General features: G+C 67.2%; 12 protein-coding genes. 6 read left to right on the forward strand and 6 right to left on the reverse strand.

From position 1 onward, the window contains the following. Positions 1–105: 105 nt before the first annotated feature. Positions 106–3474: a carboxyl transferase domain-containing protein gene (locus tag ACP15H_RS18675; RefSeq protein ID WP_425067656.1), complete on the reverse strand. Its 3369-nt coding sequence runs from the start codon at positions 3472–3474 to the stop codon at positions 106–108. 25 nt (positions 3475–3499) lie between these two features. Between ACP15H_RS18675 and ACP15H_RS18680 the strand changes: the two genes are divergently transcribed. Then, positions 3500–3958 (forward strand): flavodoxin family protein, encoded by a 459-nt coding sequence (locus ACP15H_RS18680; protein ID WP_425067657.1) that lies wholly within the window; start codon positions 3500–3502, stop codon positions 3956–3958. 15 nt (positions 3959–3973) lie between these two features. On the opposite strand, the gene ACP15H_RS18685 is transcribed toward ACP15H_RS18680, so the two are convergent. Next, entirely contained in the window at positions 3974–4777 is an 804-nt protein-coding gene (locus ACP15H_RS18685) for an SDR family NAD(P)-dependent oxidoreductase (protein WP_425067658.1), read from the reverse strand. Positions 4778–4879: 102 nt separating this feature from the next. Here ACP15H_RS18685 and ACP15H_RS18690 point away from each other — a divergent pair, with 102 nt between their 5' ends. From ACP15H_RS18690 to ACP15H_RS18700, 3 genes are read left to right on the forward strand one after another with little or no spacing between them, the layout of a single operon-like run. After that, positions 4880–5350, forward strand: a complete 471-nt coding sequence (locus ACP15H_RS18690) for a tripartite tricarboxylate transporter TctB family protein (RefSeq protein WP_425067659.1) — start codon at positions 4880–4882, stop codon at positions 5348–5350. Next, complete coding sequence (locus ACP15H_RS18695) at positions 5350–6849, forward strand: tripartite tricarboxylate transporter permease (protein WP_425067660.1); 1500 nt, start codon at positions 5350–5352, stop codon at positions 6847–6849. Before ACP15H_RS18690 ends, ACP15H_RS18695 begins: the two co-directional genes overlap by 1 nt. Before the next feature lie 14 nt (positions 6850–6863). Beyond that, entirely contained in the window at positions 6864–7829 is a 966-nt protein-coding gene (locus ACP15H_RS18700) for a tripartite tricarboxylate transporter substrate binding protein (protein ID WP_425067661.1), read from the forward strand. Positions 7830–7987: 158 nt separating this feature from the next. Here the strand turns inward: ACP15H_RS18700 and ACP15H_RS18705 are convergent, their stop codons facing one another. Both ACP15H_RS18705 and ACP15H_RS18710 read right to left on the reverse strand, forming a co-directional pair. After that, entirely contained in the window at positions 7988–9211 is a 1224-nt protein-coding gene (locus ACP15H_RS18705) for an acyl-CoA dehydrogenase family protein (RefSeq protein ID WP_425067662.1), read from the reverse strand. A gap of 9 nt (positions 9212–9220) precedes the next feature. After that, complete coding sequence (locus ACP15H_RS18710; protein ID WP_425067663.1) at positions 9221–10345, reverse strand: acyl-CoA dehydrogenase family protein; 1125 nt, start codon at positions 10343–10345, stop codon at positions 9221–9223. A gap of 87 nt (positions 10346–10432) precedes the next feature. Between ACP15H_RS18710 and ACP15H_RS18715 the strand changes: the two genes are divergently transcribed. Further along, positions 10433–10777, forward strand: coding sequence for a DOPA 4,5-dioxygenase family protein (locus ACP15H_RS18715; protein ID WP_425067664.1), 345 nt, complete (start codon positions 10433–10435; stop codon positions 10775–10777). Between the two features lie 4 nt (positions 10778–10781). After that, positions 10782–11264, forward strand: a complete 483-nt coding sequence (locus ACP15H_RS18720; protein ID WP_425067665.1) for a CinA family protein — start codon at positions 10782–10784, stop codon at positions 11262–11264. 2 nt (positions 11265–11266) lie between these two features. Here the strand turns inward: ACP15H_RS18720 and ACP15H_RS18725 are convergent, their stop codons facing one another. Continuing rightward, positions 11267–11665, reverse strand: coding sequence for a DUF423 domain-containing protein (locus tag ACP15H_RS18725; protein WP_425067666.1), 399 nt, complete (start codon positions 11663–11665; stop codon positions 11267–11269). Between the two features lie 4 nt (positions 11666–11669). After that, on the reverse strand, positions 11670–12476 hold the full coding sequence (locus tag ACP15H_RS18730) for an SDR family NAD(P)-dependent oxidoreductase (RefSeq protein ID WP_425067667.1): 807 nt from the start codon (positions 12474–12476) through the stop codon (positions 11670–11672). Positions 12477–12549: the final 73 nt, after the last annotated feature.

Consider the following 12549-nt stretch of genomic DNA (forward strand, 5'->3'; position numbering starts at 1 on the left):
AGCACCATGTTTGTTGCCCATCCTTCGAGACGCCGCTCTATGCGCGGCTCCTCAGGATGAGGTCGGTCGGTAATTCTCGGTCGAAGAGCCTACAGCGAACAGCCGTCACCACGTGTCGATGTTCGGCCGCTTCTTGTGGCTGTGCGGCGGCTGCGGCTTGGCCTCGAGCAGCGCGGTGCCGATCCAGCGCCGCGAATCGGCGGGATCGATCACCTCGTCGACCTCGAAGTAGGTCGCGGTGCTCAGCGCCTTGCCGCGCGCATAGGCAGCTGCGACCATCTTCTCGAACAGGGCGCGGCGCTCGGCCGGATCGCTCACCGCCTCGAGCTCCTTGCGGAAGCCGAGCTTAACGGCGCCTTCCAACCCCATGCCGCCGAACTCGCCGGTCGGCCAGGACAGGGCGAAGACCGGCGCATGGAAGGAACCGCCCGCCATCGCCTGCGCGCCCAGCCCGTAGGCCTTGCGCAGCACGATGGTGCCGAACGGCACGGTGAGGTTGGCGCCGGTCACGAACAGGCGCGAACAGTGGCGGACCAGGGCGGTCTTCTCGATCTCGGGCCCGACCATCATGCCCGGCGTGTCGCACAGGAACAGGATCGGAATGTCGTAGGCGTCGCAGAGCTGCAGGAAGCGCGCGGCCTTGTCCGACCCGTCGCTGTCGATGGCACCCGCCAGATGCACCGGATTGTTGGCCACGATTCCGAGCGGCTTGCCCTCGATGCGGCCGAACGCCGTCACCATGCCGGGCCCGAAGGCGCGGCGTATTTCGAGCACCGAGTCCTCGTCGCACAGCGTGGCGATCACGTCGCGCACGTCATAGACCCGAAGCCGGTTCTCCGGGATCGCCCGCCGCAGCAGGCGCTGGTCGGCCGCGCGCCACTCGGGCAGCGCGCCCTGGAAGTAGGAGAGGTATTTCTTCGCCACGGCGATGGCTTCCGCCTCGTCCTCGACCGCGATGTCGACCACGCCGTTGGGCACCTGCACGTTCATGGGCCCGACTTCCTCGGGCGAGAAGACGCCGAGGTTGCCGCCCTCGATCATCGCAGGCCCGCCCATGCCGATCGTCGAGTTCTTCGTGGCGATCACGACGTCGCAGCAGCCCAGGATCGCGGCATTGCCGGCGAAGCAGCGGCCCGAGTTGATGCCGACCAGAGGCGCCACGCCGCTCAGGCGTCCGAAGATATGGAAGGCCATGGTGTTGAGACCGGCGACCGACTGCACGTCGATGTCGCCCGGCCGGCCGCCGCCGCCCTCGGTGAAGAAGACGAGCGGGATGCGCTGCTTCTCGACGATCTCGAACAGCCGATCCTTCTTGTGGTGGTTGTTCTTGCCCTGCGTACCGGCCAGCACCGTGTAGTCGTAGTGGGCGACGGCGACCCGGCTGCGCTCCGGCCCGAACAGCGATCCGTTGACCCGGCCGATGCCGGTGATCAGCCCGTCGGCCGGAGTCTTCTCGATCAGGTCCTCGATCGTCCGCCGTGTGCGCTGGCTAGCGATGGCAAAGGCACCGTACTCGACGAAGCTGTTGGGATCGACGAGGTCGTCGAGATTCTCGCGCGCGGTCCGCTGGTTGGTCTTGCGCCGGCGCGCCACCGACTCCGGCCGCTTCTCGTCGAGCGTCAGGGCGCGGCGCTCGAAATACTCCGCGAGGTCGGGGCGGATATGGTCGAGGTCGATCGCCTCCTCGACCGCCGTGCCCTTCACCTCGACCTCGGCCTCCTCGACGAACAGCAGCGAATGGCCCTCATAGACCGTCTCGCCGGCCTCGACCGCGATGCGCCTCACATAGCCCCGCACGGGGCTGCGGATCTCGTGCTGCATCTTCATCGCATCCATGACCAGCAATGCCTGGCCCGCCGCCACCGCGTCGCCCTCCTTCATCGAGAGGCTCACGATCGTGCCCTGCATCGGTGCGGGCACGGCGACCGTGCCGTCCGGCGCGTCGCTTTCGGGCGCACGCGACGCCGTCTCCGCCTTCGCCTTGCCAAAGGCCAGGACCGCCAAGGGATCGACGCTGTCGACCCGCGCGCCGGCCTGCCGTGGCGACAATGCGGGTGATCCCGCTGGCGTCGCGCCCTCGAAATAGAGGCCGCCGCTCAGCTTGCCGGCCGTTTCGATCAGAGCCGAAGCCTGCTCGTCGACGAAGCGCGTATGGACCTTGTCGGCGCGGAAATCGGGATGGGCGATCAGGGCGCGCAGGAAGGCGATGTTCGAAGGCGCGCCTTCGAGCCGGAATGCCGCCAGCGCCCGCTCGGCCCGCTGCAGCGCGCCCTCGAAATCGGCCGCGTGCACGATCACCTTGGCGAGCAGCGAATCGAAGTTGGGATTGGTGCGATAACCCGCATAGCCATAGGTGTCGACGCGCATGCCCGGCCCCGAGGGCGGCTCGAACGCCGTGAGCGTCCCGCCCCCCGGCTTGGCCGAACCGTCGGCCGTCATGGTCTCCATGTTCACCCGGAGCTGAATGGCGTGGCCGCGCGGCGACGCCTGCCCAACGCCGGTCTCCTCGAGAGACGCACCACCCGCCAAACGCAACTGCGTCTTCACGAGGTCGACGCCCCACACTTCCTCGGTGACGGTGTGCTCGACCTGGAGGCGCGGATTGGCCTCGATGAAGCAGAAGAAGTCCGGCGCCGCATCGTCCACCAGGAATTCGAAGGTGCCGAGGCTGCGATAGTTCACCGCCTTCGCCATCGTGACGGCCGAGTCGACGATCTGCCCGCGCATTGCCTCGGCGAGGTTCGGGCTGGGCGCCAGTTCGACGATCTTCTGGCTGCGGCGCTGGATCGTGCATTCGCGCTCGCCGAGCGAGGCGATGCCGCCCTTGCCATCTCCTACGATCTGCACCTCGATGTGGCGTGCCCGGGCGATCAGCCGCTCGGCATAGAGGGCGCCGTTGCCGAAAGCCGCCTGCGCCTCGGCCGAGGCGCGCGTGAAAGCCTCGTCGATCTCGCCTTCCTGCGTGACGATCCGCATGCCGCGCCCGCCGCCGCCCGCGATCGCCTTGATGACGATACCGGCCTTGCGATGCTTGGCGAAAAACGTCTTCACGCCCGCCGCGTCGACCGCATTGTCGGTGCCCGACAGGACCGGCGCCCCGTTCTTGCCGGCATGGGCGCGGGCGCGCGCCTTGTCGCCGAACAGGTCGAGCTGCTCCGGCGTGGGACCGACAAAGACCAGCCCCGCCTCGGCGCAGGCCGTGGCAAAGGAAGCGTTCTCCGACAGGAACCCGTAGCCCGGATGCACCGCGTCGCAGCCCGCGTCTTTCGCGGCCGCAATCACACCGGCGATGTCGAGATAGGCCGCTGCGCCGCGCCCCTTGAGCGGGCGCACCTCGTCCACCCTGCGGACGTGCAGCGAGGTCGCGTCGTCCTCCGAGTGGATGCCCACGGTCGCGATGCCGAGTTCGGCGGCGGCCTGGGCGATGCGAATGGCGATCTCGCCGCGGTTGGCGATCAGGAGTTTCTTGAGCATGTCAGCGTGGGGTAGAACCCCCTCCATGTCGAAAAGGCTGCTCATTGTGGCGCACGCCCCGTCGGAGAACACGCTTTCCCTGCGTGACGCCGTGGAACGCGGCGCGCGCAGCGAAACGGGAATCGACGTCCGGGTGATCGCCCCGCTGCAGGCCGGCCCGCAGGACGTGCTGGCCGCGCAAGCGGTGATCCTCGGCACGCCCGAGAACCTGGGCTACATGAGCGGCGCCCTGAAGGACTTCTTCGACCGCAGCTACAATGCCTGCCTGGAGAAGACGCAAGGCATGCCCTGCGCCCTCTACATCCGGGCCGGCAGCGACGGTACCGGCACGCGCCGCGGTGTCGAGACGATCCTGACCGGCCTGCGCTGGCGTTCCGTCCAGGAGCCGCTGCTGTGCAAGGGCCCCTGGCAACCCGCCTTCGTCGACCAGTGCGAGGAGCTGGGCGCCGCCATGGCGGCCGGCCTCGCCGCCGGCATCTTCTGAGCTACTGGCCCTGAGTCACTGGGCCGTGTAACCGCCGTCGACGACGAGGCCCGAGCCGGTCATGAAGCCCGCATCGTCGGACGCCAGGAACACGATGCCCTTGGCGATGTCCTCGGCCACACCCAGCCGGCCGATCGGATGCATCGTGAGCGACGTCTTGCGCGTGGCTTCCGTGTCGTTGGTGCCCAGCGCGCGCGCCCGCATCGCGAAGGTCTGCTGGCCCATGTCGGTGTCGATGACGCCGGGATGGATCGAGTTCACGCGGATGCGATAGCCCTTGCGGCCGAACTCCAGCGCCGTCGACTTGGTGAATAGCGTCACGCCGCCCTTGGTCAGCGAATAGAGCGGATCGAGTTGCGAGCCGACGAGGCCCGCCACCGAGGCGAGGTTGACGATCGCCGATCCATGCACGCTCTTCGCCCCGCGTTCCTTGAGGTGCGGCAGCGCGATCTTCGTGCCCAGCACCACGCCCGTGAGGTTGACGGCGACGAGCCTGTGCCACTCGTCCATCGACGCTTCTTCGACACCCTTGCCGACGAAGATGCCGGCATTGTTCACGAGGATGTCGAGGCCGCCGAACTTCTTGACCGTCGCATCGAGGGCGGCGGTCCAGCTCGCCTCCTGCGTCACGTCGAGCGGCACGAACAGCGCCTGGCCGCCCGCAGCCTCGATCTCCTTCACGGTCTGCCGCCCGCGCTCCTCGAGCACGTCGCCGATCGCGACCTTCGCGCCGACGCTCGCCATGAGCTTCGCCGCCTCACCACCGATGCCGCGCGCGGCACCGGACAGGAACGCCACCTTGCCATCGAGCCTGTTCATTGCACGTCTTCCTCCTGATCGTTTTACCCACCATCTCAAAGCCGCTATGGTCCGCGCAAGGCACAACGCCGACGACAACAATCTCCGGGAGGAACTTTATCCATGTCGCGAAACGCGCGACGCGGCTGGCTTGTCGCGACGGCGACGATGATGGCGATCTGCGTCTTCGCCATCTGGCAATCGCTGCTTCTCTCGCTGACCGACCGGCTCGGCCCCGGTCCCGGCTTCTTTTCCTTCTGGCTCTCGTTGCTCGGCGTCCTGTTCGCCGGCCTGCTGATCTTCGACGTGTGGCGCAAGCCGGTGATCGAGAGTGGCGAGACACTGTTCCCGCGTGGCGAAAGCGCCTTCCGCGTGCTGATCATCATCGGCACCGTGGCCGGCGCCACCCTGCTGATGGGCTGGGTCGGCTTCGAACTGGCCATGCTGGCCTTCATCGCCGGGCTCACCTTCGCGCTGGGTGAACGCCGCTGGTACGCGATCGGCCTGTTCGCGATCGCCGGCAGCTTCGGCGTCTACTATGTCTTCACGCGCTGGCTCGACGTGCTGCTGCCGCCCGGACCCTGGGCTGCCTGATGGAATCGCTCGGATATCTGATGGCGGGCCTCGGCGCGGCCCTCTCGCTCAACAACCTCCTGTTCGCCTTCGCGGGCTGCGTGCTCGGCACGCTGATCGGGGTGCTGCCGGGCCTCGGGCCGGCCGCCGGCACCGCGATCCTGATCCCGCTGACCTTCAATCTCGATGCGACCGGCGCCATCATCATGCTGTGCGCCATCTACTATGGCGCCATGTACGGCGGCACGATCACCTCGGTGCTGATCAACGTGCCCGGTGAAGCCGCCTCGGTCGTCACCTGCATCGACGGCTACCAGATGGCCAAGCAGGGACGCGCGGGATCCGCGCTCGCCATCGCCGCCATCGGCTCGTTCGTCGGCGGCATCGTGGCCACCATCCTGCTGGTGGCCGTTGCCGCGCCGCTGGCCAGCCTGGCGCTGAAGTTCGGACCGGCCGAGTTCTTCGCCCTGATGGTCGCGGGCCTCTGCCTCGTGGTCGGCCTGGCCGGCCGCAACATCCTGGCGGCGCTGCTCATGACGGCGCTCGGCCTGCTCCTGTCCCTCATCGGCATGGACCCGGTCCGCGGCGCGCCGCGTTTCACCTTCGGCATCGAGGAACTCTATGACGGCATCGGCTTCGTGCCGGTCGTGATGGGCCTGTTCGGCGTCGGCGAGCTGCTGCTGGCGGCGGAAGCGCGCCAGACCCACCTGATCCAGGCCGACCTCAAGAAGTGGTATCCGACACGCGACGAATGGCGCCGGTCGTCGGGCGCCATCGGACGCGGCACCGTGATCGGCTTCGTGCTGGGCCTGATTCCGGGCGTGGGCGCCATCGTCCCGACCTTCATGGCCTATGTGCTGGAGAAGCGCATCTCCAAGAATCCCGAGCGCTTCGGCAAGGGCGCCATCGAGGGCGTGGCTTCGGCGGAGACCGCCAACAACGCCTATGCCAACGGCTCCATGGTGCCGCTGCTGGCGCTGGGCGTGCCGAGTTCGCCCACCATCGCGGTGCTGATGGGCGCCTTCATCGTCAATGGGCTGACGCCGGGACCCTTCCTGTTCCAGGAGAAGCCCGAGCTGGTCTGGACCGTCATCGCCTCGTTCTTCGTCGGCAACGTGCTGCTGCTGATCCTCAACCTGCCGCTGGTCGGGCTGTGGGCGCGGCTGCTCAAGATCCCCTTCGCCTATCTCTGCACCGGCGTGCTGATCTTCTGCATCATCGGCGCCTACGGGCTGAAGCAGAGCCTGTTCGACGTCTGGGTCATGCTGGGCTTCGGCGTGCTGGGCTACATCCTGCGCAAGCTCGACTTCCCGATCGCGCCGGCGATCCTGGCGCTGATCCTGGGGCCGATGATGGAGAAGTCGCTGCGGACAACGCTGGAGATTTCGGGCGGCAGCTTCGCGATCTTCCTCGACCGGCCGCTCGCGCTCGCGCTGCTCGCCGTGCCGCTCATCGTGCTGGCCGCCATTGTCGTGCGCCCCCGCGCCTTCGCCAACCTGAGACAAACAGACATCGAATGAAAAGGAGGACTTCCATGCTTCGCAGACGCACCCTGATCGCCGCGGCCGGCGCCACCGCTCTCGCGACCACCGCCTTCGCGCAGAACTTCCCGCGCAAGGCCGTGCAGATGATCGTCGCCTTCCCGGCCGGCGGGAACACCGACATCGGCGCCCGCATCCTGGCCTCGATCGCGGAGAAGGATCTCGGCCAGCCCATCACCGTCGTGAACAAGGGCGGTGCCGGCGGCCAGATCGGCTTCACCGAGGGCGCCCGCGCCCGGCCGGACGGCTACACCGTCACCTTCATCAACCTGCCCAGCGTCAGCACCATCGTGCTCGATCCCGAGCGCAAGGCGGCGTTCAAGATGGACAGCTTCGTGCCCGTGGTGAACCAGGTGCTCGACCCCGGCGTCGTGTGGGTGAAGGCCGACAGCCCCTACAAGACCTTCGCCGACCTGCTCGACGCCGCCAAAAAGGCGCCCGGCAAGATCAGCGCCTGCACCACCGGCATCCTGAGCGACGACCATCTGGCGATCCTGATGGTCGACGACGCAGCCAAGGTCGACTTCCGCATCGTTCATTTCGAGGGCTCCGCCCAGCAGCTCACCGGCGTCATGGGCGGCCATGTCGATTGCGCCTTCGACAATGTCGGCGGCATCGTGAAGCGCGTGAAGTCGGGTGAACTGCGGGCCCTCGTCGTCACCGACGACCAGCGCTCCAAGTTCCTGCCGGACGTGCCGACCACCAAGGAGCTGGGATTCCCGTCGGTGATCTCCTCCTCGACGCGCGGCATCGCCGTGCCGAAGGGCACGCCCGCCGACGCGATCAAGGTGCTCGAGACCGCCTTCCTGAAGGCGATCAACGATCCCGAGCACATCAGGAAGATGGACGAGCAGGGCCTCGCCCTCAGGCCGATGGTCGGTGCGGAGTATGCGAAGTACTACGCCGACTCACATGCCGCGGCGACGAAGTATACGGAATGGGCACTTAAGCAGAGGTAACTCTGCTTAAGTGAGGTGGGCGGCAGCGCCTTCTGAGGCGCGAGAGCCCACACCGCGCAGAATGGATTAGGATCAAGATTCTTATCCATTCTGAACCGCGCGAGCTCCCGCGCTTGATGACAAGCGCTGCCGCTCGCCCCGTTCAACAAGCTAACGCGCTATGAGCGCGTCAGCTTGTTGAACGGGATATCCTTGTCGACACGAATATCGGCGGGCAGTCCCAGCACGCGCTCGGCTACGATGTTGCGCAGGATCTCGTCGGTGCCGCCGGCGATGCGGAAGCCCGCCCCGCCGATCCACTGCGCCTGGAAGCCGGCCGCGAAGGGCACGTCCTCCTTCATGATGCCGGCATGGCCCATCAGCTCCATCGCGAAGGCGCCCATGTCCTGCATCTTGGGCGCCGCCACGATCTTGATGATCGAGGATTCCGGACCCGGCGTCTGGCCCTTGGAGAGCGCCGTCAGCGTGCGGTAGCGCGTCAGCTTGAGGCCCTGCTGCTGGACGTACCAGTCGGCGATCTTCGAGCGGACCTGCTGGTTGCGGATCGCCGCGCCATCCTCCAGCTCGGTCTCGCGCGCCAGCTCCATCAGCTCGTCGATGTCGAGGCCGCCCGACGGCAGGCCGACGGCGAGACGCTCGTTCATCAGCGTGGTCAGCGCGGCCTTCCAGCCCTCGCCCACCTTGCCCAGCCGCTGGCTATCGGGGATGCGGACGTTGGTGAAGAACACTTCGTTGAAGTTGGCGCCGCCCGACATCTGCTTGATCGGACGGACCTCGACGCCGGGGCTCTTCATGTCGAGGAAGAACATGGTGAGACCGGCATGCTTGGGGACAGTCGGGTCGGTACGCGTGATCACGATGCCGAAGTCGCAATAGTGCGCGCCCGACGTCCAGACCTTCTGGCCGTTGATGATCCAGTCGTCGCCGTCGCGTTCGGCCTTGGTGCGGATACCCGCCACGTCGGAGCCGGCCGCCGGCTCGGAAAAGAGCTGGCACCACACTTCCTGGCCGTGCAGGGCGGGCTTCACGTAGCGCTTGAGCTGCTCGGGCGTGGCATAGGCCATCATGGTCGGGATGCACATGCCCAGCCCGATGTCGAAGAAGCCCAGCGGCACCAGGTAGTTCGCCTCTTCCTGCTGGTAGATCACCTGCAGGATCGGCGAAGCACCGCGACCGCCGAATTCCTTGGGCCAGGTCAGGCGCGCGTAGCCGGCCGTGGCCTTCTTGTCCTGCCACTCCTTGGCTTTCTTGAGCAGCTCGGGATCGTCGTTGCGCGCGCGGTTGCTTTGCGTGTCGTCGCTCTTGCGCGTGGCGTTGGCGTCGAGCCAGGCGCGCACTTCCTGACGGAAGGCGGCCTCTTGGGGTGTGTCGTTGAAATCCATCGTTCCCTCCTAGGCCGCGTTCTTCTGTTCGAGACGGGTCACCAGCTTGTCCTTCCAGGCCATCGGACCGCCGATCGACAAGGCCAGCAGACGCGAGCGGCGATAATGGAACTGCGTGTCGGCCTCCCAGGTGAAGCCGATGCCGCCATGGGTCTGGATGTTCTCCTTGGCCGCGAAGTCGTAGGCGTCGGTCGCGGCGATGCGTGCCGCCGCCGCCGCCAGCGGCAGGTCGGCGCCGCCCTCGGTCAGCATCATCGCGCCGTAGTAGGCATTGGAGCGCGCCAGCTCGAGCTTCACGTAACAGTCCGCGAGCTTGTGCTTGATCGCCTGGTAGGAGCCGATGGCACGGCCGAAGGCGTTGCGCTGCAGCGCATAGTCGCGCGCCATCCACATCGCCGCTTCGGCGCCGCCCACCTGGACGAAGGCGAAGTAGACCGCCGCCGCATCGTAGAGCCGCTCGAGCAGGCGCCAGCCTTCGCCCTCGCCGCCCAGCAGCTCGGCGTTTGCATCGTTGAACGTGAGTTCGGCGTGCTTGCGCGCCGGATCGATCGTCTCGATGCGCTTCTTCGCAACGGCCGTTTGCGTGAGATCGACCAGCACCAGCGACACGGCGCGATCTCCGGAGCCGCCCGTGTTGGCGAGCACGATGGCGAAGGTCGCGGCCTCGCCATCGGTCACCGGCAGCTTCTTGCCGTTGAGGCGACCGCCGCCAAACGTCGTGCGGATGTTCCGCGGCTTCGGCGGCTGCGCGCCTTCAGCAATCGCCAGCGTGCCGATCGCCTTGCCGGAGGCGAGTTCGGGCAGCCACTTCTTCTTCTGCGCGTCGGAGCCCGCGAGCTTCAGCGCCTCCGTCGCCAGCACGACCGAACTGTCGAACGGCACCGGCGCCGCGGCGCGGCCGATCTCCTCGGCGACGACGCAGACTTCGAGCGGCGACAGGCCCATGCCGCCATACTCTTCGGGAATGCCAAGGGCCGGCACGCCGAGATCGACGAGGCCTTTCCAGACATCTTCCGCATGTGTTTCGGTGCCGTCGAGCACGCGCCGCACCACTTTGGTGGGGCACTTGTCGGCGAGGAATTTGCGAACCTGCTCCTTGAGCAGCTTCTGGTCGTCGGAGAAATCGAAGTTCATGATGGCTGACCCTAGCAAGCCTGCTCCGCTCGGGGAACGGCTCTGGGTTCCGACAGGCGGGTTGTGCTGCGCATTATGGTGAACGTTATGAACACTGACGAAATCAAGGACTGGCACGCACACGTCTACTTCGACGAAGCGTCGCGAGATGCGGCGTGGGCGTTGCGCGAGCGCATCGAGAAGACCTTCCCCGTCGAGATGGGCCGCTTCCACGAGAAGCCGGTCGGGCCGCATCCGCGTTTCAGCTATCAGGTCGCCCTGAAGAACGAACAGTTCGAGCCGGTCCTGTCATGGCTGACCCTGAACCGCGGCGAACTTACGGTGTTCATTCATCCCAACACCGGGCACGATCTGGAGGATCATCGCGACCGCGCGATCTGGATGGGCCAGCAGGTGCCGCTGGTCCTCGACATCTTCACGAGGAAGGACTGACCCGATGGACTCCCTGTTCCCGCTCGCCCAGCGCGTCGGCGAAAAACTGAAAGCCCGCAAAGAGACCGTCGGCATTTCCGAATCGTCCGCGGGCGGATTGATCTCCGCCGCGCTGCTCGCAGTGCCGGGCGCGTCGGCCTATTTCATGGGTGGCGCCGTGGTCTACACGCGGCCGGCGGGCGATGCCTTCCTCGCCGTGCCGCGCGAGAAGCGCGCCGGCGTCCGCTCCTCCTCCGAGCCCTGGGCGCTGCTCGCCGCCGAGCACGTCCGCGCTCGCCTGAAGACGACGTGGGGCCTTGCCGAGACCGGCGCTTCGGGTCCGACCGGCAATTCCTATGGCGATCCCGCGGGACACACCTGCGTGGCCGTCTTCGGTCCTCATGGGAACGTCGCGCGCACCCTGCGCACCGGCTCCGGCGATCGCGTCGCCAACATGCGCGCCTTCGCCGCCGAAGCGCTCAAGCTGTTGGACGAACAGCTTTCCTGAGATCAGCCGATCGGGCGCTTCAGCGCGGCGATCACCAGGAATACCCAGCCCGCGATGAAGGCGAGACCGCCGATCGGCGCCACGGCGCCGAACCATCGCGGGCCACCGAACGACAGGGAATAGAGCGCGCCGGGGAACAGGACGCTGCCCGCGAGGAACAGCCACAAAGCGACGACGGCGAGGCGCACGTTCAGGTGTTCAGTGCCGGCCAGGGCGCATACGCCCAGCATCGCGAGCGCATGGAACATCTGATAGTGGCTGCCGGTCTGCAGCCAGTCGCGCGCCTTCAGCCCGGCTTCCGTGCGCAGGTCCAGACCATGCGCCGCGAAGGCGCCGACGATGACGGAGATCGCGCCGCTCAGCGCGGCAACGACGATCCAGAGCCGCGCGGCGTCGCCCATCGGATTATTGCTGCTGCGGCCGCGACGGCCGGCCGCCGGCGGTCATGCCGCCGTCGATCACCAGCTCCTGGCCGGTGATGTAGTTCGACGCGTCGCTGCACAGGAACAGAACGCCGTTGGCGATGTCCTGCGCCTCGCCGACTCGCGGCAGCGGCACCGAAGCGGCGGCGCGCTCGCGCGGATCGATCGGCGCATTGCGGCGATTGCCTTCGGCGCCGGTCGGGATCTTCTCCCAGATCGGCGTGGCGATGATGCCGGGGTGCACCGAATTGCAGCGGATGTTGTCGGCCGCGTGTTCGAGCGCCACCGACTTGGCCAGCAGGCGCACGCCGCCCTTGGTCGCCGAATAGGCCGCGAGGCCCGGCGCGCCGCGCAGGCCCGCCACCGACGACATCAACACGATCGAGCCGCCGCCCACCCGCTTCATCGCCGGGATCGAATGCTTGATCGAGAGGAACACGCCGTCGAGGTTGATCGCCTGCTGACGCTGCCAGTCGGCCAGCGTCATGGTCGCGATCGGCGACATGATGCCGATGCCGGCATTGGCCACCATGATGTCGAGGCGGCCGTAGCGCTTCTCGGCGTCGGCGACGATGCCCGGCCACGCGCCTTCGTCGCGCACGTCATGGCGCATATAGTGCGCCTTGCCACCGGCTTTGGTGATGCGCTCGACGACACCCTTCCCCAGGGCGTCGTCGATATCCGTGATGAGAACCGACGCGCCTTCGCGCGCCAGCGTTTCGGCACAGGCCTCGCCGATGCCGGAAGCACCGCCCGTGACGATGGCGACCTTGCCCGAGACCTGAGCCATCTGAATCTCCCTCGATGCTGACGGCGTCACTGTAGCTCTCCCCCACCCAGCCTCCCCCGTCTGACGGGGGAGG

Source organism: Reyranella sp. (genome assembly GCF_965249915.1).
Lineage (GTDB): Bacteria > Pseudomonadota > Alphaproteobacteria > Reyranellales > Reyranellaceae > Reyranella.